Genomic DNA, 22,859 nt, shown 5'->3' with positions numbered 1-22,859 from the left:
CCTCAAATAAGGAATTTCTTAAGATTAACCTCACGCGATGCAAACGACTCTCGCCCTTGCTGCCGCAGGATGTTGAGCTTCCCAAGGTCGTGCTCAAGAAGATCGGTTGCCATCTCGGGGCGCTCGAAAGTATCGCTGATCCGAATAGTCGGTACGTCCTTGAACAGAACGGTCCGCAACTGATCCATCGATTGCGTATTGATTTCGAGTGTCTTCTGAAGCAACTCGATGCTATTGAAAGGGAATTTTTTCACTAACCACATGAGCAGTTTCTTCGGCTCTGGATAAACGCCGACGCCGACGTTGATCACCCGCAAGTTCTTATAGTCTTTCTTAAGCGCCGCGACTGCGTCGGCGATTGCATAGAGCGTCGGATTGTTTGCACAGTAGCCACCGTCTATCAACTCGATCTTGTCGCCACCAGCCGTAGTCACGACCTTGCGCTCGAAGAATGGGAATGCCGAACACGATGCCTGCACGGCATCCGCGATGGATACGCCAAAACCTGGCACGAAGGTGCCCTGCATTCCATGTGCCTGTTGGATATTCCCCTTGAAAATCATCGGTCTTTCGGTCATCCACTTCGCAGTGACCACGCCGATCCCAGTCTTCACGTCGGTGAAGGTCTTATCAGCAAAAACTGACTTGGCAAGAGCAGCTAAAGCCGCAGTGCGACCCGCCTGAGTGCGGCGCGACATGACAGTCGGTACATGCTCTTTGTAGAGATCGTGGATTTTGTCAACATCGTAGCCAAGGGAGATGAGCGCCGCGATGATTGCCCCAGTGCTCGTTCCAAAAACAAGGTCGAATCGCTTGTAGAGTGGGCAGCCCAGCATGGCCTCAATTTCTTTGAGGACGCCGAGCGTGTAAAAGCCCTTCGCACCGCCCCCATCGAGTGCAAGGATGCGGCAAAGACCATCACTTTCGTATTCTTTATTTAGCGATGATTGCGGGTCCATATTTTTCTCTTTTTGGAGCAGGTCCAGATCGGTGTGGAAACGGTCACAACAATATCAACATCCGCCAGCAGCCATATGGCCTTAAGCGAAGAGGGGCGTTTGGTCTTAGCCATTGCCAACTCCACTGCCATGTCTCGGCATGCTCCACGTCGAGGACAATGCATCGTATCTATTCAACGCCAAAATTTTTCTCCGATGTTCACTCTTTCCAAACCTCTGCTGCCAACGGAAGCTCATTAAGCTCGTCCCGTGCCTCGCGCCAAGTAGGGAAATGCTCATCAAGGATTGCGATGAATCGGTCGCTGTGCGTGGGCTCAATCAAATGGGCCATTTCATGCACGATGACGTACTCAACTAAATCCTTTGGCTTTTTCACCAGCTCCGTATTGAGGCGGATATTTCCCGCTGCGTGATTGCAACTGCCCCACTTGGTTTTCATCCGCTGCAGGAAGTAGCCTGAAACGTTCACCTTGAGCTTTCGCTCCCACTTTTGAATCAGTGGCGGTACGACCTCATGCAGCAGCGACTTGTGCCACTCATGCATCACTTCTGCGCGCCTTTCTGCACTGCAGCCAGGACGAACAATCAAGGTGATCCGCTTGTTGCTGAGGACAACTAAGGGCTTCACATCTTGGTAGTCGACCGTCATCAAATAGCGACGCCCCCAAACATGGTGGCTCTCGCGTTCAATGAATTGGCGTGGTGTTTCCCGCGCCTGACATTCCAACTTTCTCTGCTGCTCACGAATCCAGACCAACTTGGAGATCGCGTAGGCGCGCGCTACTTCTAGGCGTGTGTTGCTCGGAGCGGCAAGGGTCACACGTCCATCAGGCGGATGAACGGTGAGGTGGACATTTTTGATGTCCTTCCTGGTCACCGTTATCGAAATCTCGCCCAGTTGGATCGTCTCGTTCATCAGTACCCCGGTTGGTTCTTGATGATTTCAAAAATGGCCTGCGTCGCCACGCGATCACGAGACATGATGGGGAACAGGGCATTGAGCACTTGCTTCTCCCGAGTGTCATCGCCTTTCCAGCCTGCCGGTGCCTGCTCTCGCATCGCCTGATCAAGTTCAAGCGCGAGCGTCGCTTTGCCATCGTCGTCAGCCGGACAAACGAAAGTTGTGGTCGAGATGCTCGCCAGGTTGTTGAAAAGGGCGATGGCCTCTGGGTGGCCGTTGAGTACATGGGGATGGCTACCCGTATTCTTTGCCGCCATCTTTTTCACCAACTCCTCTGCCTTCTGGAGAAATTTCTCGTAGGCAGCGGTGTCGTCGCGCTTTTGCTTGATCAGGTCTTCGAGGAGCTTGGATATCTCGTCGTAAAACTTCGGATCAGTCAGCTGGTCACGAATGATCGTTTTACGGACGTTGTTGATGATGCCTTCAGCAATCGCATTTCTCGAGAGCTTTCCCTTCTGGTTCAGCTTCTTGGCGATGGCATCGTGAATACCGGTTTCAATGATCAGCTCAGTCAGTGAGAGCGAGCTCAGGTTGCCCAAATCTTCAGCCGGGTCTGCTTGGATGTAAGTGTTGATGAGGTGGCGCATATCCGCCTCGTAAGGCTTGATGTCCAGCTCTTCGCCTGAATGCTTTTTGATCGCAGTGCGCGTGTCGCTGTAGAACTCAATTTCGTTTTCGAGCGCAGCGATGTCAGCCGCTGAATATCCTGCTTCTTCGAGGTTCTGGGCAATTGCCGCATAGGCTCGCAGGAACGCAGCTGCCGACTTGTAGAACGAAATGCGCAGCGGCTCGGTGTTCAGCAGCGCCTCCGGATCGTTGGCATCACCGCAGAAATAATGCAGGTACTGCTCCATCTCGCGCGGCGTGGCCACCGGCTCGCACAAATAGCGCAACGCCTCGCGGGCAGCATCGAGCTGCGCCTTGCCTTCCTTCAGCCAGTTTTTTAAGGTGACATTGCCGTCGTCGCCACCATCGTCGATGTCCAACTCGTCCGAGGTGTAAACGGCGATGGAGTCCTGCACCTTCTCGAACAGCTCTTTGTAGTCGACGATGTGGCCATAGTCCTTGTCGTCGCCGTCGAGCCGGTTGGTGCGGCAAATGGCCTGGAACAGGTTGTGATCACGCAGCTCGTTGTCTAGGTAGATGTAGGTGCAAGAGGGAGCATCGAACCCAGTCAACAATTTGCTCACCACAATCAGCAGCTTCAGATTGGCAGGCTCGTCGATGAAGCGCTGCTTGGTCTTGTCCTCGTAGTCCTTGGTGGTTTGGTCTTTCTGCAGGACGTGCTGGGTGTAGGTGTCGAACTTGTAGCGCTCGTCACTGTCCTTGGGTTCGCGCGAGATCGCGTTGTGATTGGGCTCGTAAGAGGTAATGATTCCGCAGTACTTGCCGAACGAAGTGTTCTGAAGCAGGCGGAAGTAATGGCAGGCGTCGTAGATGGAGGCTGCCACCAGGATGGCCGTACCCCGGTCATTGTTCAGGCGCGGCTGCACACCGAAGTCGTGGATGATGTCGGCGATGATGCGCTGCTTGCGCTCACCGGCACTCATCAGCTCTTCCATCGTCGCCCAGCGCTTGCGCAGAACCGAACGCTGAAAGTTGTTCAGCCCCTTGGTTTTCTGATCAAACCACGCATCGATGGCTTTCTTTGACGTCAGGCGCTGCGGCACATCACGCGCTTCGTACTTCAGGTCAAGCACAACCTTGTCGGCTACCGCTTCATCGAACTTGTAGGTGTGGATGTAGGTGCCGAACACCTCGCGGGTGGTCTGCTTGTCTTTGCGCAGCAGTGGCGTGCCGGTGAAGCCAATGAAGATCGCGGCTTCCAGCCAACGCTTCATCTGCTTGTTCATGTCGCCACCTTGCGTGCGATGACATTCATCGACGAAGACGTAGACACGGCCCACCACTTTGGGAGGCTCACCCTTCAGATCGGTCGTGTCAAACTTGTGGATCAGCGCGCACATTAGGCGCGGCGTGGCCGCCCCCAGCTTTTCGACCAATTCCGCGCGGGAGGTGATGCGCGGCGATGCGGCATCCTCGCCAATCACGCCAGCATTCTTCATCACACCCACGATCTGCTTGTCCAGCTCATCGCGGTCGGTGATTACCAGGATGCGGGCGTGCGGGTCAAACTCCAGTAGCCACTTTGCAATCAGCACCATCAGAATGCTCTTGCCGCTACCTTGGGTGTGCCAAATCACACCGCCTTCCTGCTGCTTCACCCGCTCCTGGGCGGCTTTCACGCCGAGGTACTGATGGACGCGGGGCACCTTCTTCTGGCCACCATCAAAGATGATGAAGTTGCGTATCAGATCCAGCAGGCGCACCTTGTCAAACATCTGCGCCAGCGGCTTATCTAGCAAAACACCCTCAGCAAGCGGCTCAGACGTGGTGGCGCTTTTGTCTTTGCGCTCCTTCCACTCTACGAAGAACTTCTCCGGTGTGCCGGTGGTGCCGTATCGCAGCCCCTGCGAGTCGCTGCCCGCCAGCACCAGCTGTACCGTGCTGAAAAAGCCCTTGTTGAAAATCTCTTCCTGATTGGTGATGAGCTGGCGAACACCGTCGGCCACCTCCACCGAGCTGCGTTTCAGTTCGATGACTGCAATGGCGATACCATTGATGTACACCACCAGATCAGGCCGACGCTCATAGCCACCCCGCAGGGTGACCTCTTCGGCTAGCCCGAAATCGTTGTTGCCGGGCGTTTCCCAATCGATGAGGTGTACGGTCTCGTGGGCCTGACCGGCTGCAATCTGCACGGGCACACCGTAGCGCAGCAGTTGGTAGGTGCGTAGATTAGCTTGATAGAGGGTGATGCCGGTGGAATCTGCTGCAGTCAGCAGCTTCTGCAGAGCCGCCGAAATGTGCGCATCAGAATAACCACGCTTCTTGAGATTGCTGCGCAACAAGTCAGCTTCGATGGGCCGGTTGTTGTCGCGTTTGCTCCACTCACCCAGGTGATCGTAGCCAAGGCAGTCAGGGCGACTCGCATCAGTAAACAGGGCTGCAACGCGGTTCTGCGTCTTGCGCTCTGAGCGGGCTTGTTCAGACATGGCTTTCCTCCTTGGCAATCAGACGCGTTTTGCCGGTGAGCAGTTCCTGCATCATGGCTTGTTTGATGTCGCGGGTTTTATAGCGGCGTGCTTCAAGTGCAGCTAACTCAACGTCCATGTTGGAGAGTACAGCGGCGATTGCTATTTGCTCCGGAATTGACGGAATAGGGAGCGTCAATTTTGCAATGTTGGTCTTGCTGATACCGGATACTTTGGTGCCAACCGCATAGAACATGAATTGCTGCCGTATTGCCGGTGTCTGGAAACAGTAGTGCTTATAAGTATCCGCAAGATCATTTGTCTTGCTCTTGGCGACTATCGTGTGCAGACCGGAAATGAATGGGACATCGCCCTCATTTTCAATAACGAGATGCTTGCTCGTTCCAGCGTCATCTTCTGATGCATCAACGAAAACAACATCGCCGTGCTTAAGTAGTGAGCTTTCCGAAATTCGCTTGAGCGAAATATCTAGCTTAGGAATGTCTAAGAAGTCCCGTTTGGTGTTAACAGAGGTTTTTGACGATCCGTGGATATCACCGTAGTGCAGATAGCAATGACCTTCGTCGGACAGCTGATCACGCGAGGCAGAATAACCGCCACTGAAATCAAACAAGTCGCCAAACGACTTTAATTTCCAATCGCCTGAGAATCCAGGAAGACGCTTTTCTCCTGTAAGTAGTTGCTGCATGGCCGCCTGCTTCAGATCGCGCTTCTTGACGATCACTTGGTCAAGGGTCGCGAGCAAAGCATCTACATCGCTTAGCGCTTTTGCGATTTTCGTTCGTTCCTCATTCGTTGGCGGTAACGGAACCTTGAACGAGTTCAGGCTTTTGTTGGTGATCTGATTGATGGTCGCACCAAGATGCTCGTTAATCTGCTTTTTGAAAATTCCAGACTGGAATACGTGATGCAGGAGCTGTCCGTGGTCACTACGGAAAACCCCCATGAATGCACCGAATGTCATGCCAATGGCTCGCTCATCAATCAGTGCGGATTTACCTATCAGATCGCGACTGCCGTTTCGCACGCAGACAAGAATGTCTCCCGGCCTGACCATGATGCGTTCAGGAATATCGGTTTCGACAAAAACGTTGTCATCAAAGCAAAGGGTTCCCTTTTGAACGTTGGATGAGCGCAGCACCAACGTTCCATACTTGCGAACTTCGGAGGGGCGGTAAGTCAATCCTATGAGACTGTCGCCGATATCGCCCAGAAGCTTGGCATCCCATTCGCCCGGGATCACTCCCACATCGCTGTGCTTGTAGCCAGGCATCAGTTCCATACCGCCCCCATTTTTTTCAGGTGCTCATCCACCCGCGCTGAAAGTGTTGAGAGCTCTTTAGTTAGCGTCGGCAGCGGCGTGGCATACCGCTCTGCAAGCTGGCGGATGCGGCCTGTGAGGGTCTGAGAAACTCGATCAAGCTCGCCTTGCACGGCATCGGCCAGGGTCGCCAGCCATTTGTCGTCCACCGCAAGCGTTTTGATCTCTTCCTCGGTCAGCTTGGGGTACTTGGCATCCAGCTTGGCCTCAAGGTCATCCTGCGCTGCTTTCAGCTTGCCCTTCACATCGGTTTGCTTGTCGAGCAGCGCTGCGTAGTCCTGCAGCGCCTTGCGTTCGTCCGCGTAGTCGGGGTCTTTGCCGATTTCCTTCAACCGTGCTTTGACGACCTTGGCGGTGATCTTTTGCTTGTCGCCTTCGCCTTCAATGACCTCGGCCAGCAGCCCTTCTTCGCCGCTGTTTTCTTCCATCATTTCCTGAAGTTGCTGCTCGACATCGGCCAGCTTGGCCTCGAGCGCTTCAATCGCGTCGCGTTCGGTGATGAAGTAACGGGCGATCAGGATCGGCGCTGGTATCAGATCGGATTTAAAGCGACGTTTGCCCTTCTTGTAGTCATGCGCCTCGGGCCACGCCAGCTTGCCATCCTTGTTCTTGACTTGAAGAATTTCACGCGGCTGCGCGCCAGCCTGCCAGCCAGCATCGGCGATCAGGTAGCAGTCGTCTTGCATCGTCTCTGCCCAGTAATCCATGAGGTGCTGGTACACGTCATAGGCGTTGACCAGTGGCGTCGGCTTGAATCGGGCAAGCAAATTCTCAGACAGCGCCTCGATCAATTGCTTTGGGTGGCCATTTTGCGCAAAGCCCTTCAGCTGCGGCGTGCTGGCCTGCTTCCAGTCAACAAACACCTTGGTGGCGGCCTGATTGAATGCAGTGAACTCGGGATGTGCAAAGATGGTGGTTTTCACCTCGGCGATGGGCAGTTTCAACTGTGCATAACCAGCGCGACCGGCTGATTCGAACAGGGCGCTGCGCACACCGGGGATCACCTTCCAGTAGTCGCCCAACGCATCAAGGTCACGCTCAGGGATGCCGCCACGCAGATGGCCATCGATGTCCTGGATGTCTTCAGGCTCAGTGCTGTCGATGTAGCGCGGCAGATTGAGGTTGTAGTCGTTCTTCGGGTCCGCGATCTCAGTGAGCGGCACCATGCGCGAGTAGCGTGGCAGCTCAGCCAACTTGGTGAAGGCATCGACGATCTTGTGAATGTCCTGCTCGCGCAGGCGGTTCTTGGGGCCATCTTTGATGAAGCCCTTCGATGCATCAACCATGAAGATGCCTTTGCGGGCCGATGCGTTTTCCTTATCCAGCACCAAGATGCAGGCGGGGATGCCGGTGCCATAGAACAGGTTGCCCGGCAGGCCGATGACGCCTTTGAGGACGCCGGATCGCACCAGCTTCTCACGGATGGCCGCCTCGGCATTACCCCGGAACAAGACACCGTGCGGGAGAATGCATGCACCTTTGCCGGTGCTTTTCAGTGAGCGAATGATGTGCAGCAGATAGGCATAGTCGCCTTGCTTCTTCGGCGGTTCGCCCCAAGCAAAGCGCTGGTAGGCATCGCTCGCAGGTATCAGGCCGGTACCCCAGGTCTTGTCGGAGAACGGTGGATTGGCGACGACGTAATCGTAAGTGCGTAAGCTTTCGCCATCCTTGAACTTGGGTGCGGCCAGCGTATTGCCTTGCAGGATGTTGGCGGTCGGGAAGTCGTGCAGGATCATGTTCATACGGGCGAGACCAGCGGTGGTCACGTCCATTTCCTGCCCCTCCAGCGTGATGTGCTTGCCAGCTTCGGCCGCCACCTTGAGCAGCAAGGAACCGGAGCCACAGGTGGGGTCATACGCGGTGGTCGAGGCCACGGCATTGGCCGGGGAGATTCCCACGACTTTGGCCATGATCCGACTGACTTCGGATGGGGTATAGAACTGGCCTTTGCTCTTGCCACTCTGCGAGGCGAAGTGCCGCATCAGGTACTCGTAGGCGTCGCCGAGGATGTCGTCGTTCTCGGCACGGTTCTTCGAGAAATCCAGTTCAGGCTTTTGGAAGATGCCGACCAGGTTGCTTAGGCGATCCACCATCGCCTGACCTTCACCGAGCTTGTTCGGGTCATTGAAGTCAGGGAAGTCGCTGCGGGCAAGGCGCGAGTTGGCATCGATCAGCGGCTGAATGACCTGTGTGTTGATCTTGTCGCCGATATCGCTTTTTCCCTTAAGGGCAACCATGTCCTTGAAGCTGGCACCGGGCGGAATGGTGACTGGCGGGGCAAAGTCATCAGAATCCCCGTACTTGTCCGAGACGTACTTGATGAATAGCATGAACAGGACGTAGTCCTTGTACTGGCTGGCATCCATGCCGCCGCGCAGTTCATCGCAAGACGCCCAGAGGGATGAGTAAAGGTCTGATTTTTTGATGGCCATTTATTTTTATCCTATTTCTTTAATATGTTATTTGCCAAGGCTCGGACACCGGGTGCGACTTCACGTTGTCGATTCCATATAGGCCCAGCGGGTCACTGAGCCTGAAGTGGTAGTGTTCTTGACCGGTACTGAAGTTTGTAGTCATCGCTTACTCAAACAGACTCGACTGTTTGACGATATAACCAGCTGGCTTCTTTTGTTTTTCGATGACACCCTCGTCGACAAGACGCTGCAGCCACGCCTTGGCTTGGGCGCCTGACACTTCGAGAGCCAATGCAACTTCTGCATCCTTCATGGGAGTTTTCAGCAGAACCTGAATTACTCCTCGGACAGTGGCAAACAGCGTATCCGCAGGTGTTGCAACACTTGTCGCAATCAGGCTGGCTCCTTCGGCCATGTCCACAGGTGCCTGTGTAGTCGATGGCGCCCCATCTGGAACCGGTTCAATTGGTTCGGCAGTTGATGCAGAAACTAGTGGCTGTGCTGTTTCGGTTGGCGCTTCGATCGCTGGTAGTACTTCCGGAGCTGCTGGTGGTGTGGATGCCATGTCGGACGGTCCGTTGCCGGGGAACAGCGCGAGGCCAGTCTGCGGAGACACCACCGGAGTTGGTGCCGCGACATCGAATACACCTTCAAACGCGTCAGCGTCTTGTGGATTTGGCCAGGGGATAGCACCCTTACCTCGCAGCGCATCGATGCCGGAAGACGACTCGCCCGTCGATCGAACGTAGACGGGAACGAACTTGAGCTTGTCCAGTTGCTCGATGGCACCGGCCCAGGTGCCGCCTTTGTTGAGATCGGAGCTGACGACCAGGGATGCATCCGCCAGCGCATAGATCAACTTGTTGCGCTGCATGGCGTTGCCAACGTTGAACCCGGCGCTCGGGTCGTAGGGCGAAATCAGCACCAGTTGGCCATCGAGCAGCAAGTTGCGGTGCTCGCGGTTCATGGTTGTCTTTTCCAGACTGTCTGCGAGGACGCCGCTGACCTTGCCACCAGCTTCAAGCGCACCGCGCATAGCTGCCTGGTCGATGCCTTTGGCACCACCCGATACTAGGGTCCGTCCAGCCCGAGCCGCCAGCCGACCCACGGCCATTGTGTAGTCGATTAACGAATCGTCCACGTGGCGAGATCCGACAACAGCGAGGCCGCCTGACTCCAGCAAGCCCATGTCGCCGCAGCCGTAGATCACTGCCGGGGCGTCTTCTCGCAGGCGCGCCTTCAAGCGGCGGGGATACTCGGCATCAGCGCGGCTGACCACCCAGATGGCACGTGCTTGCCAGCGTTCGATGACTTGACTTAGGAGAAAGCCTCGCCCCAGCAAGCGTTGTAGTCGTGCTTCGTCAATCACAGGTTGGCAGGCCCGCATGAGATCGGCCGCATCTGGCGACACAAGGTCTGCTGGCTGATGTTGTATCTCCCGCAAGTGGCGGGCGAGGCGCTTGTATTCACCGGGCGTCAAGAGTTCCGATGATGAAGTGCCTCGTCCAGCGATGAGTGGCGCTGTCAGCAGCAGGATTGCTTGGGTGTTTGGGGATAGTGTGGGCGTCATTCGTCGTGCCCCGTTTGAGAGAGGGCCATAGGCCAGACTTCACCGCTTCCGCTCGTGCGCAGCAACCACGCGGCCACGGTCAGCGTCCAGCGTGAGTCCACCAGGTCGTCGACCAAGATCACCGGCCCATGCGGGACCGGCTGACCGTTGAGAGCCAGCGAGCCGTCGATGTTGCGCGCCTGTTGTGTGCTGTTTGCCATCGTTTTCTGTTCGGGTCTGTTGTCAGTTTTCACAATGACCATATGAAATGGCAGACCCAGTGCCGCAGCCAACCGCTTCGCAAAGTTGGGGACAAGATCCGGATGTCGAAGCGATGGAACGCACGTCAACCAAGTCGGTTTGGGCTGTGGGTCCCATTCGCGAACCATCTTTACGCATGCACCAACCAGGTCGTCGGCAAACTTGCTGTCGTGATACTTGCCCTGCCGAACGAGACCACCCCAACCAGCGTCACCCCATACGCACAGGGCTTTTCCGGGTTGCGCTTGGTGGCCGGCGGCAATGAATCCCTTGACGCCGTACTTAGGCATCCCTCCATCAGGCCACTTCTTGCGGGGTTCGATGGGGAGGCTGGTGCGCCGTAGAAACGTGATGGCGTCCCGAACCAACGCTTCATTCACGCCGGTTGGCAGAGGTGGAAGCGCGGGTTTCGTGACACCACTTGGATCGCCGTCAAGCGCGCCGATCAGGAAACCCATGTGATCACCAAAGGGCAGGCTGACGTAATCCTGCATTTGCTGATGCTCATCACGCCGCAGGGTCGTGAGCCGTTCGGCTCGCGCCCAGAACCCCTCGCTCAGGGTTGCTGCAGTGAGTTGCCACTTGGTGCCTTGTTTGGCAATTGGCGCTGGCGATTCGAGGGAGAGCAGTGCAATCGTCTTGTCGACGCGCCCCTTACTCAGATTGACGCGACTAAGCAGCTCAGGTACTGACAGCCCGTTCTCTTCATCCTCTAATGCACCGAGGACGTCGGCGACTTCCTGTCGAGTCGGAAAGGCGCTGCGGATAAACCAATCCGTGATGTCCGACTCTTCCTGGCCGCTGAGCAGCACACCGTAGGCAGAGTCCAGCGCGCGCCCGGCACGTCCAACTTGCTGGTAATACGCGACGACGGAACCAGGCATCTGGTAGTGGATGACGAACGCCAGATCGGGCTTGTCGTACCCCATGCCCAGTGCCGTCGTTGCGACCAGCGCTTTGACTTCGTTGTTTAGCAGAGCCTGCTCCAGCGCCTCTCGACGTTCGCCCGTTTCCCCTGTGTATGCCTCGACATTGAAGCCCCGGGACTTGAGCCAGTCGGCGACCTGGTTGGCGTCGCGCACCGTCAGCGTGTAAATGATGCCGTTGCCTTGCAGCGTGGCTAGCTGCTCTGCCAGCCAGGCAAGGCGTTCTGCCTGACTCGGCAGACGGATGGTCTGCAGGGAAAGAGATGTTCGGTTCAAGTCGCCACGCGACACATCCAGCTTTGGACCCAGTACAGCAGCGAGATCCTCCATCACGCGGTTGTTCGCTGTCGCTGTAGTGGCCAGTAGACGGAGGTTTGGAGGCAGTGTTTTAACGATCCGTTCCAGCAGGCGATAGTGAGGGCGGAAGTCGTGCCCCCAGTCGGAAATGCAATGCGCCTCGTCGATGACCAGCATCGAAATCTGTGCGGCAATGCCTGCCAGGACCTGCGTGCGGAAACGCTCGTTTGCCAGGCGCTCGGGTGAGATCAAAAGGATGTCGATTTCCCCGTGTGCGAGTTTGGCCTCGACTTGCGTCCAGTCGTCGATGTTGTCGGAGTTGATCGTTGCGGCACGAACGCCCATACGTTCCGCAGCAGCAATCTGATTTCGCATCAACGCCAGCAATGGCGAAATCAAAAGCGCGGGACCATTTCCGCCGTCGCGCAAAAGCTTCGCGGCGATGAAGTAGACGAAGCTCTTGCCCCAGCCTGTTTTCTGAACGACTAGCAGTCGACCGCGTCCGTCGACGATGTGGCGAATCGCATCCTCTTGATCTTCACGGAATGTGGCGTCGGTGCGACCCGAACCTATCCGGAGCAACTCTAGCGCCCGCTTTGGGTCATATGTCATGTTATGGCTCTCCCTTGTTCTTGTTTGTCAGGCGAGCGATAGCCCGGAGCCAACATTGCGTTCTTAGCACCGTAAATTGCCAGTGGATCGTTCAGCCAGAGACGGTACTCAGGGCCGCGAAGACTATGGTCTGGCGAACAGTCAACACTCCACCTGCGAAGCATGTATCCCGCAGTTGCTGCTCGAAGTTTCAACTCAATCGCGCCGTTGACCATATTGAAATCCCGTTCGGTGATTGCTGGCCTAGGCTGATCGGGATGCGGAACTAATTGAACCTCCACGATTCTTGTCCACTGGATGTCACTGTCAGACCGTTCGTTAGCCTTGGGCTCTTCATCGAGAAGCAATGGCGCTTCGATACGGGTGATTACAAAATCCCGGAACTCTCCAGACTTGCGATCAAAGGCTCGAACATGCCAGCGTAGGCCCGTATCGACCAGCGCGAATGGCACGATCACGCGGTCAGATTCACCGCTGCTAACCGAGTGATATCGAACTGCAACTGGACGCTTGGCATGAATGGCCCGGCAAATCGGCGCAAGAACCTCCATACGCGGACTGCTTAAAACAGCCGGTGATTCGCAGGGAAGCATTGGCTGCGCGTCGCCATTCACGCCATCACCAAATCCAAGGGAAAGCGCCGACAACACGCGCTGCGGAGTATGGTTAAACAAAGGACCGAACTCTTTGCCGATTCGATAGATCTTGCTGCTACCGTCGAACTCGATGTTCTGTGGAGCAATCTCTCGATAAAGTGCGAGATCCCGAGTCGCGCCCGCAGGGGCCACCCCAAAGCGACTCGCCAGATCAGGTCGCCCGACCTCACCCATAAAGTAGAGACGGAAGTCGATATAGGCCAGGCGTTCACGCTGGGCGTGGCTCAGGCTTTCGACACGTTGGGGGTGCATAACCGTGCTCCTCATCTACCAGAAACGACGGTCAGACCAAAAAATACGGATTTGTTGCTCATCGCTAGACGGTCCATATCATCAAAGTGATGACATTATGCGCCATTGCTTGTACCTGAGCAAGTACTCAAACCTGACAAATCATATAAACCGTGTCCTCAAGGCCGAAATGTTGCTATCCTCGTCGGACTGCGGACGCGGGTTCGGTTCCGTGTTCCGCCACTCGCGGACAAATGGCCTAAACAGTGCCATTTGAAACAAAAGCAGGGACACCTGTTTGGACACTGCGGAGAATCGAACTACCCTCCAGCCTGCTCCCGGGCGACTTCATACCAACGCGGAATGCGCACCGGCACCTCGGGCTGATTGTCAGTTTCTGCTGCGGCAATGGCAGGAGGTGGTTCTGGCGCGATACCCGGCACACTGTTAGCCAACTCCCATTGCAAAATGGCTTCCATCGAGAAGCGCAGGTTTCCGACCAGCATCAAGTGAGGAATGCGCTTGTGACCCCGATCAACGCGATTTTGAAATAGATGGCCAGGCAAACCGGTGGCGGCAACAACCTCCTTGGCGCTGACGTAATGCACTGCCGGGTCCGGTTGGATGTCCTGATCTTTGGGAGCGGCGATTTCTTTTGGCGGATGCGTCACGACGCGGGGGACGCGCTCACGGTCACCAAGAATTGTGAGCCAGTGCTGGGCGCTCTGTTGCTCAAAATCGAAAACGTCAGCCTCGTGGTAACGAACGTGATGGAAAAGTTTGTACCATACCGGGCCAACCTTATCCTGCCGCCAGCGCCGCATGGTTTTCAGGCTGACTTTCCAGCGGGCGGCTACTTGCCGCTCAGTCATCACAGGGTGGTGCATTTTATCTCCTCACCAAATGCCACCATGACACCTCTGTTCACCATGGAAGGCAAGCGCGCTCTCAATTCAGGGCTGCACCTGAGCCACCCCTGCCGCGATGCACTGAAGTCGGTCGCTCTCGGTACGCGCCTCTGCCAGTAGTTGATTCCAGTCATCCGGAGGGTGGCCACTTTCCAGCATCTTGCGAAATACACGGTAGGCATCGTCGCTGCTCTCGTAGGCGCGTTTGGTGTCCTCGTCGTTCACCCAGGCGTAGACGATCACTTTGCTGGGCGCGTGATAGCGGAAAAACAGCCGGTACTGCTGGAAAAACTTGGCGCGAAACCAATGTTTGTGGTCGTCGCCCAGCGTGTTGCCTTGCCGGTATTCGGCCCGCGCCGGATCTTGTGGAATCACCTCAAACGCCAGCTTGGCAATCGCTGTCATTCGCTTGGTGGCATTTTTCTTGGTGAATCCGACCGGGTCTTTTTGCTTGAGCGCTTCGACCTGCCGAGTGATTGTCTCAAGCTCGGCGAGGAACAGTGGGTGTGCGAAGATCGTCCAGCCATTGACCACCAAGGGAGCGGGCTGACCCCTGCTCATTCATCGTCTGCCGATAAGGCGGCATCAAGATCGACTTCGATGCCACCGACCAACGAATGAATTCGTTGCACGAGACTGGCGTCAACGGCCTGGAGCCGTTCTGGATGGTTGGCAATGTCGCGGGACAGAAAGCCTAAGAACTGCCCGAGCACCGGATCGTCTTCCTCGGTAATTTCCACGCGAGAGAGCACGACTTCGCCGCCGGGACGGATCGTGTAGTGAATCTTGTCCCGCTTGCCCAGCCTCAAGGCGCGGCGAACTGTTTCCGGCACCGTGGTCTGGTAGCGGTCGGTCAGGGTGGATTCAACTTCAAGGGTGGCAGCCATAGCGCGCTCCGATTAAAGGGATGTACTGCGCCCATGGTAATGCAATCGCCTTGTCTTGTCAATGCAAGTGCATTACCATCCGGCGCTTCCATTCCACTCGTCGGCTCGGATGGTGACTGGCGAGCAATTTGCACATCGAAAACATTAACTTTGGCAGCCTTTTTGGCTGGACGAAAGGCGGCGAAAACGGCCGAATGATTGAAAATCAGGACTACATGCTTGCGGACGGACTCTAGCGAAGATAGCGAGTTTGAACCCGGGTCCGCATTCCGCCACCAGAATATTTACCAGCTTAGACCACTCAAGACTATATCCAGCCTTGTGTACAAGCGGGTTTCAAGCTTCCCTTAGATCGCCTTCAAGTGGTCTAAGGGAGTCTAAATTAGTCCTCAATTCGTCAGCATTCAGTCAACACTAAATCACAATGGTTCTCATGAACGATTTAGTCGACGAACTAACGCACAAACAAGCCACAGTTGTGACCATCTCAGTAAATATAGAGTTTGAAGCCGAGAGGCCGTCTACGGGTTACAACCGCGTGCTGATTATTCAAATCGTCGGTGGGTGATTGATAACTTCATACGCTAGACAATTAGTTTTCCATCATCCCCGAAAAATGGAAATGGCCCAGGAAAGCTGCCGACCAATGCGGTGTGACTGATTAGTTGCCCTTCGTGCCACCAATGAAGTAGATACCCAGGTGGTTCCATACGAAAAAAACTGGGGGCGGATGGATGGATATCGAGTGCGATTTGATGTGCGGGACTAGGACTGGTCATTGCAGGACGTCCGCCAACTTGCGCATGGATAGTCCGGTGCAAATGTCCGCATAAAATCGCTTTCACTTGCGGATGACGCGACATAATATCCGCAAATTCTTCACGGCCTTTTAAGCCAATGTCATCCATGTGACCAATTCCGGTTAAGAATGGTGGATGGTGCATCATTATTAACGTTGGACCATCGGCTTGTTGTTGCAAAGTTTGGTCTAACCACGTTAAACGTTCATGGCATAGCTCACCGCCGCCAGAAAAAGGAATCAGAGTATCGAGGCCAATAATGCGAAATGGATATTCATCGTTTATCGCGAAATGCAAAAAGCCATTCTCGGGCAAATAGCCCTCATCTTTAAATGCGCGACGCATTGCTTCACGTTCATCGTGATTACCAGGAATTGCAATGATGCGCTGTTGAATGGGTGCCAGTATGCTGCGCAGAAAAACATATTCTTCGTCTCGTCCCAAATCGACCAGGTCGCCCGTCAACAAGATCAAATCAGGCTGAATCTTTAACTGCATGATATGTTCAACACAGTCGCGCAGCATTTTCGCTGTATCAACAATGTTGTAAGCCAGCTTACCTGGCATCTTGATGTGCGTATCACTAATTTGTGCAATTAACATACAGATTTCTATAATGTGATAATGCCGCGGAAATCGATATTGAGACCAACACGATCACCAGCTTTGAAATCATAACGACTGTGACTATCGATGACCAGCGGTTGAGCTTCTCCGACATCGACTAAAATCCGCGTGCGATCGCCCATAAATACCGCAGTGTTGACAATGCCATGTAACGTGCTTTGCTCGTGCGTCTCGGTAATTTTAATATCTTCGGGGCGGAATAAAATTGAACGAGTTGCGGCATCTGATTGATGCCAGTGCAAGTGCCCAGCATTGCAATAAAATATACCGTCACGGATGTTGCCATTTAATCGGTTCATCACACCAATAAAATCAGCAACAAATCTGTTTGCAGGTCGTTGATAAATGTCTCGCGGCGACCCAATTTGCGCTATGCGACCATGTTCCATGACGACGATACGATCACCTAAAGCCATAGCTTCCGTCTGATCATGAGTAACATAAACCGCCGTGATTTTTAGCTGGCGCAATAATCCGTTAATTTCCAATCGAAGGCTATCGCGTAACTTAGCATCGAGCGCAGTCAGCGGCTCGTCTAGCAATAAGGCACGCGGACGGACGGCGATGGCTCTTGCCAAAGCGACACGCTGGCACTGTCCGCCCGACAATTGCGAAATCTGTCGATCAGCTAATTTTTCAATTTGCATCATTGCGAGCATTTCCGCAATGCGTAGCTTGCTTTCCGAAGCAGGCATTTTCCGAATTTTTAACCCGTAACCGATATTTTCTGCCACGGTCATATTCGGGAATAACGCATAAGATTGAAACACCATACCGACGTTTCTTTTTTCGATCGGCACGGAGGTCACATCGACACCGTCGAAAAGAATTTTGCCACCCTTATCTGGCTGTTCCTGACCGGCAATCATGCGCAGAGTGGTAGTTTTTCCACAGCCGGACGGGCCAAGCAAAACTATAGTTTCTCCAGCATGGATTTCCAAATTAATTGGCTCAAGCGCGCGCGTGCCATCCGCAAAGGTTTTACTACATTGTTGCAGAGAAATTGAAAGTGAAGCTTGCATTTCCATTAGTTGCTTTCTGTAGCGATATCATCAGAAACAAAGCGCATTCTGCGCACTTTACCAATGGCCTGTATCGCCAATAACAGAGGGGTGATCAGTAAAAAGAAAATCAGCGTGTATGCACTACCAATTTCGAACCGTAGGGACGCATATGCGTCGGCCAATCCAACCGGCAACGTTTTTGTGAGTGGGGTATGCAGCAACCAGGTCATGTTAAATTCACCGACAGACAAGGTGATCACCATGAGTGAGCCGGCTAAAATCCCTGCGCGGCAATTTGGTAGAACAATGTCAAAAAAGCGTTGCCTGAAGTTGGCTCCTAACGATGCTGCGCCTTCTTCTAAGGTTTTGAGGTCGATGGCATGCATGACAGCAAGAACTGAGCGCACCATAAACGGCAATGTGAACAAAACGTGGCCAACTAAAATAAATAACCACGATGTCCGAAAGCCTGGGACACCGCCAAATGTCACAATCAAAGCCAAGGCAGTCGCCAGACCAGGTATCGCAATCGGCAACACCAGCAATTCTTCGATCACGCGACTAAACCGATTTTGTGTACGTACCAAGACATAGGCGGCTGGAATACCGAGCACTAAGGTCACCATCAGACAAGCAACGGATAAACCAAGTGAGGCAAATAAAGTGTCACGATAACCATCCCAAACTTCTGTGATCCAACGTAGTGTCAGACCACTTTCAAGCCCAACCTGATAATTGGTGGTAATACCAGCGAGCATCGACATGCCGACCGGCACGATCAAAAATACACAGACCAGCAACGTGAACAATAACTGCAACGCAAATAAAAACTGATTCCGTATCATGATTGCGTCCTCAAGCTGCCGCCGCAACAGTCGCGCTGCTAGCACTTCTCGCTAATGCGAGAACCAACCAGGTCACTACACCTAGTACAAAACTTAAGGCCGAGGCCATAGCAAAATTAGCTGACATCGTAAATTCTGTATAAATCACCATTGGCAATACGTCGATACTGGATGCCAAAGTAAAGGCAGTGCCAAACGCACCAACGGCGGTGGCAAAGCATATTGCACCTGCAGAAATCATGGCAGGTTTAAGTCCCGGTAAAATCACGTCAATGAGCACTCGCCAAGGTGAGGCGCCTAATGAACGAGCAGCTTCTTCCAAACGAGGATCAAGTTTCTCTGCCGCCGCCATGACCGTCAAAATTGTTCGTGGCACAGAAAAATACACATATCCCATAAACAAACCAGGTAAAGAGTAAGCAAATACCAAACGCTCTCCTCCCAACGCCTCACTCAGGTCACCAATAATGCCTTGTCGACCTGCAAGCATAATCACCATAAAGCCAATGACTACCCCGGGAAACGCTAATGGCAAAGTCAATAAGCTCACTAATAACGCGTTACTGCGAAATTGATGTCGCTGTAAAAATACGCCACTAATGCCACTAATAATCAAGGTAGTCATCGTCGTTGCAAATCCGACTCCCAACGTTGCTAACAAGGAGTTGAGATAATTATGATCCGTGAGAATGGCGGCATAAGCAGACCAGCCGTGGATACCGCTGCCGCCAATCATAAATAACTTCATCATCGGTAGCAAAAAGAAAGCCGAAAAGAAGATTCCGGTAGGAAGCAATAAAAGAATCAGACGACGGTTTTCAATAGGCATGTTGAAGGCTATGACGATAGAGCGAAAATAGGTTGATACGGGTGTCATTTGAATTCAAGATGACACCGCGGTGGAATCGAGGGTGCCGATACTTTATTTCGCTTCGTTTTTATAACGCTCAATAATCATTGACTGTGCGGCCGCCAACTTCTTCAGATCAACCGGTTTAGCTCTTGCATATTCACTGTCCGGTAAGAACTTCGCTTTTGCGGCAGATGATAATTTGTCAGAAAACACAGGCCGTAAATACGCATTACCCCACATTTGCTGACTTTCATCGGACAAAACGAAATCTAAAATCTTTTTGCCATTTTCAGCGTTAGGGCTATTTTTAACCAATGCCATTACATAAGGAAAGACGACCGTACCTTCCTTTGGAATCACAAAAACCACTGGTGCTTTGTCCGTGTACTGGCCGCGATAAGCATTAAAATCGTAATCGATCAAAATTGGAATTTCGCCGCTGATGACTCTGGAATACGATGTTTGCTTAGGAACGATCGCTTGATTTTTTACCAGTGCCTTAAAGAAATTAATGCCAGGCGTGATGTTTTCATAGGTGCCGCCGAGTGCCAGATTCACAGCCATCACGCCAACCTGGCCAACGGACGCAGAAGTCGGATCGAGATAACCAACAAGCCCTTTGTATTCAGGCTTAAGCAAATCCGACCAATTTTGAGGTACCGGCTTTTTCCCCAAAGCTGCCTTGTTAATAAAGAGTCCTAATGTGCCAGAATGAATCGTGAACCAGTTTCCTTGAGGATCTTTTAAATCAGCGGGGATTTTGTCCCAATTTTTAGGCTTGTATGGCGTGATAATTCCAGCTTCTTTCGCCTGATCAGAAGCAATACCGCCAAGATAAACCACGTCAGCAACTGGATTCGATTTTTCAGCTATTAATGCCGTTATTGACTGACCAGAATTTTTATTGTCTGGCGGCACCTGAATGCCCAAACGTGCTTGTATCGCTTTTAATTGCGAGCCCCAATCGGCCCATTCTGGTGGACAGTTGTAGCAAATGGCGCGATCTTCTGCCTGAACGCTATTAGTGACGGCCACAAGACTGAACGCAAGGAAAGCAATCGTGCGGCTAATTTTAAAAAATGTCATCATCCACTTCTCCGGAAGTTACGAGGTAATAATGGGTCGGAACAAATAATCAATCGCACCCCAGCTTCATGCAGTTGATTTTCTAACTCTTGTGCAATTGGCTTGTTAGTAAAAACGACACTGGCATCAGTGATATGGCCTCCACGCACGGTTGCGCTGCGGCCAAATTTACTATGATCCAACACCAAAAAGCGTTGGCGACAGTGGTTCGTCAGTTCTGTGCGCATATGCACTTCGTCGCTACTAAAATCGAGTAGCGTACCGTCCTCAGCGACCCCGGCAACGCCGTAGATACCGATATCTGCTGAAAAACGGCCAAAAAAAGAATGTGCTTCACTACCAACGACATCTTGGTCGAGATTGCGGATACGCCCACCGGCAAGGGTAATCTCACAGTGTGGATTAGAAGATAAGGCGACGGCAACATTGATATTGTTGGTCATAACCCGTAGCTGCGAATGCTCTGCGAGAGCCAGCGCACATTGCTCAGGTGTAGTACCAATGCCAAAAAAGAGCGAGGCATTTTCGGGGACTTCATGTGCTACTCTGCGGGCAATACTGCGTTTTGCATCAATATGCAACACCTGACGCATCGTATAGGCAAGATTTTCGCCATTGTTAGGAACATCAACGCCGCCATGCCGGCGTCGTAAAAGACCACGATCACATAAACTATTGACGTCGCGACGTATTGTTTGCGGCGTAACTCCGAACTGCGCGGACAGATTTTCTATACTCTGAAATCCTGCCGTACGTACGAGCTCAACAATCGCCTCGGCACGCTCAATCGCGCTTCGTGCAGCGAGTTGCAGAGTTTCAGAATATGGGCTGTATGGAATGTTCATTTAGTGAGTCTCTCAGCGATAAGACCACTATATTATCTATTTATGACGGGCTTATGACGGAAATTTTTATTTCATATGAAAATATGATATTCAAATGAACATTTCTAATAGTGAAAATATTCAAACGCTAGCACTGACAAAAACACGCAATTTGACTTCCCTATTTTAGGTAGCAAGAAATTAAAAAGGCCGCATAGTGATCGCGGCCTCTTGGAAACTATATGCTTGAAATTTAAAGGCGTGAATCGTAATTCACCTGATTCTGAACCGATTGAATTCCAACAATGTAGCTCGAACGGTATAAACCTGAACTGACTGTGCCATAAACTTTCGTTTGCCAATCAATAGTCAATCCACATGTTGTGACTGGCGATATATTTGAAACCCCTTGGTTATTTGGAGTTTGGCTCGCGCCATTCAACACGACTTCAAGATCCGACGTATAAATGGCAAAGCTATTATTTGTATTCGCTACATACGAAACTGGCACCGCATCTTGCGCGCTAAAGCTAGTACTATCTGCTCTGTTACATTTCATATTGACGACGGCTCCGATCTTAGCCATCGGTGATAAGCTGAGTTGTACCTGCAATTTTCCTGCGCTCTTCCCCAAGTTAACAGTGCCCATCGGCGATAGCATCACAAATGATGGCGGCAATGTCACAGTGCTTGGATACACGGAAGCACCACGTTGAAAATTCACCACAACGACTGGTTGCAAACTAGCATCTGGCACAATTGCTGTATAGGGGGTCCCGGTATCAGGTGTCGACTGAAATGTGGCCGCTTGCCCATCAACTGTCGCAGTCAAACTATCTCCGCCAGTAATTGCCACCGCTGTTAATAAATTGGCGGTCTGTCCGATCGAAGCTGTGATGGTTACCTTTCCATTTTTTTGAGTTACCACGTAGCTAGTTCGAATATCACTGACGACATCAGCGTTAGAATTTGTACAGTTAGAAATGATGCAAACGGTGTTAAAGCTCACTGGGCCTAAGTCGTTTACGATTGCAGTAGCGATGTCATTTGCAATAAAACAACCACTTAACAGTAACGACAACAAACTGCCTATAAAAAAGCGTAATGAATTCACTTTTTTTGATGCTCCATTAGTCATCCCGTTATCCCGAAAAGTTAAACAAAATACAGATTGATATAAAATTTACATTTTATTATATCTATATCTATATTTTTTAAGCAACTTATCCTCAAAAATATTCTTAAATAATTAATATTAAATACATCTTAAGTAGAAAAATTGACGGATATAGGTGATCTATTTTCGAGAAAATATTGATCAGATTTCTCTCTATGTATGTCAAAAAACCTGGCGTTTAAGGTTTATCCGTGTTTGCTATTACTTACCCGTCGACGTAAATTATATTGCTCAGGCGGAATGGATTGAAATGAAATGAAAACTGATTAAATTTTTGACTCATCCGAGGTCAATGGCAATAAGCCATAGCGAAGGCTTAAGTACTGTTTCGCGCATCAGATTGAGGCGGAGAGGTAAATCAGTTTGGCTGATTGCTTAACCAATGGATTAATTTAGGAAGTGATCTGGCAATAGAATTTGATGAGCAATCCCGGTTATCTCCAAAAAATTTCTGCAACTCAAGAATTTTTGCATGACAAAAAGCAAAACCCCTCACTGTTTTCACAGGGAGGGGTAGCAATAGGGAGCCTGACGATAACCTACTTTCACACTGGTTGCAGCACTATCATTGGCGCAGAGTCGTTTCACGGTCCTGTTCGGGATGG

The 22,859-nt window shown here is 52.4% G+C and carries 19 protein-coding genes; all 19 read right to left on the bottom strand.

What is annotated here, in order from left to right; translation table 11 throughout:
* Positions 1–2 precede the first annotated feature (2 nt).
* Positions 3–959 carry a patatin-like phospholipase family protein gene (locus tag ACO0K1_RS03575; protein ID WP_423022773.1) on the bottom strand — a complete coding sequence of 319 codons (957 nt, stop codon included), beginning with the start codon at positions 957–959 and terminating at the stop codon, positions 3–5.
* Positions 938–1,072: a hypothetical protein gene (locus tag ACO0K1_RS03570; protein WP_423022771.1), complete on the bottom strand. Its 135-nt coding sequence runs from the start codon at positions 1,070–1,072 to the stop codon at positions 938–940. Before ACO0K1_RS03570 ends, ACO0K1_RS03575 begins: the two co-directional genes overlap by 22 nt.
* 86 nt (positions 1,073–1,158) lie before the next feature.
* Complete coding sequence (locus ACO0K1_RS03565; RefSeq protein WP_423022769.1) at positions 1,159–1,875, bottom strand: M48 family metallopeptidase; 717 nt, start codon at positions 1,873–1,875, stop codon at positions 1,159–1,161.
* Positions 1,875–4,976 carry a type I restriction endonuclease subunit R gene (locus tag ACO0K1_RS03560; RefSeq protein ID WP_423022767.1) on the bottom strand — a complete coding sequence of 1,034 codons (3,102 nt, stop codon included), beginning with the start codon at positions 4,974–4,976 and terminating at the stop codon, positions 1,875–1,877. The genes ACO0K1_RS03565 and ACO0K1_RS03560 overlap by 1 nt, the downstream gene beginning before the upstream one ends.
* Positions 4,969–6,258 carry a restriction endonuclease subunit S gene (locus ACO0K1_RS03555; protein ID WP_423022765.1) on the bottom strand — a complete coding sequence of 430 codons (1,290 nt, stop codon included), beginning with the start codon at positions 6,256–6,258 and terminating at the stop codon, positions 4,969–4,971. Before ACO0K1_RS03555 ends, ACO0K1_RS03560 begins: the two co-directional genes overlap by 8 nt.
* Entirely contained in the window at positions 6,249–8,729 is a 2,481-nt protein-coding gene (locus ACO0K1_RS03550) for an N-6 DNA methylase (RefSeq protein ID WP_423022763.1), read from the bottom strand. The genes ACO0K1_RS03555 and ACO0K1_RS03550 overlap by 10 nt, the downstream gene beginning before the upstream one ends.
* 148 nt (positions 8,730–8,877) lie before the next feature.
* Entirely contained in the window at positions 8,878–10,281 is a 1,404-nt protein-coding gene (locus ACO0K1_RS03545) for a DNA-processing protein DprA (protein ID WP_423022761.1), read from the bottom strand.
* Positions 10,278–12,356 carry a RecQ family ATP-dependent DNA helicase gene (locus ACO0K1_RS03540; protein ID WP_423022759.1) on the bottom strand — a complete coding sequence of 693 codons (2,079 nt, stop codon included), beginning with the start codon at positions 12,354–12,356 and terminating at the stop codon, positions 10,278–10,280. Before ACO0K1_RS03540 ends, ACO0K1_RS03545 begins: the two co-directional genes overlap by 4 nt.
* Positions 12,353–13,264 (bottom strand): helix-turn-helix transcriptional regulator, encoded by a 912-nt coding sequence (locus ACO0K1_RS03535; protein WP_423022757.1) that lies wholly within the window; start codon positions 13,262–13,264, stop codon positions 12,353–12,355. The genes ACO0K1_RS03540 and ACO0K1_RS03535 overlap by 4 nt, the downstream gene beginning before the upstream one ends.
* Before the next feature lie 299 nt (positions 13,265–13,563).
* Entirely contained in the window at positions 13,564–14,130 is a 567-nt protein-coding gene (locus ACO0K1_RS03530; RefSeq protein ID WP_423022754.1) for a helix-turn-helix domain-containing protein, read from the bottom strand.
* A 66-nt stretch (positions 14,131–14,196) separates the two neighbouring features.
* Complete coding sequence (locus ACO0K1_RS03525) at positions 14,197–14,712, bottom strand: type II toxin-antitoxin system YhaV family toxin (protein WP_423022752.1); 516 nt, start codon at positions 14,710–14,712, stop codon at positions 14,197–14,199.
* Positions 14,709–15,038, bottom strand: a complete 330-nt coding sequence (locus ACO0K1_RS03520) for a type II toxin-antitoxin system PrlF family antitoxin (protein ID WP_423022750.1) — start codon at positions 15,036–15,038, stop codon at positions 14,709–14,711. Before ACO0K1_RS03520 ends, ACO0K1_RS03525 begins: the two co-directional genes overlap by 4 nt.
* 584 nt (positions 15,039–15,622) lie before the next feature.
* Positions 15,623–16,441, bottom strand: a complete 819-nt coding sequence (locus ACO0K1_RS03515) for a phosphodiesterase (RefSeq protein WP_423022748.1) — start codon at positions 16,439–16,441, stop codon at positions 15,623–15,625.
* 8 nt (positions 16,442–16,449) lie between these two features.
* The gene (locus ACO0K1_RS03510) at positions 16,450–17,487 is read right to left on the bottom strand and encodes an ABC transporter ATP-binding protein (protein WP_423023083.1); all 1,038 of its coding nucleotides are present in this window, start codon (positions 17,485–17,487) and stop codon (positions 16,450–16,452) included.
* A 5-nt stretch (positions 17,488–17,492) separates the two neighbouring features.
* Positions 17,493–18,314 carry an ABC transporter permease gene (locus tag ACO0K1_RS03505; RefSeq protein ID WP_423022746.1) on the bottom strand — a complete coding sequence of 274 codons (822 nt, stop codon included), beginning with the start codon at positions 18,312–18,314 and terminating at the stop codon, positions 17,493–17,495.
* 10 nt (positions 18,315–18,324) lie between these two features.
* Positions 18,325–19,143 (bottom strand): ABC transporter permease, encoded by an 819-nt coding sequence (locus ACO0K1_RS03500; RefSeq protein ID WP_423023081.1) that lies wholly within the window; start codon positions 19,141–19,143, stop codon positions 18,325–18,327.
* A gap of 93 nt (positions 19,144–19,236) precedes the next feature.
* Entirely contained in the window at positions 19,237–20,256 is a 1,020-nt protein-coding gene (locus ACO0K1_RS03495; protein WP_423022744.1) for an ABC transporter substrate-binding protein, read from the bottom strand.
* Positions 20,253–21,098, bottom strand: a complete 846-nt coding sequence (locus ACO0K1_RS03490) for a DeoR/GlpR family DNA-binding transcription regulator (protein ID WP_423022742.1) — start codon at positions 21,096–21,098, stop codon at positions 20,253–20,255. The genes ACO0K1_RS03495 and ACO0K1_RS03490 overlap by 4 nt, the downstream gene beginning before the upstream one ends.
* A 232-nt stretch (positions 21,099–21,330) precedes the next feature.
* Complete coding sequence (locus ACO0K1_RS03485; protein ID WP_423022740.1) at positions 21,331–22,191, bottom strand: hypothetical protein; 861 nt, start codon at positions 22,189–22,191, stop codon at positions 21,331–21,333.
* Positions 22,192–22,859: the final 668 nt, after the last annotated feature.

This window comes from Undibacterium sp. SXout20W (genome assembly GCF_049340285.1).
GTDB lineage: Bacteria > Pseudomonadota > Gammaproteobacteria > Burkholderiales > Burkholderiaceae_D > Undibacterium.
This window is presented reverse-complemented; position numbering and strand designations above follow the sequence as displayed.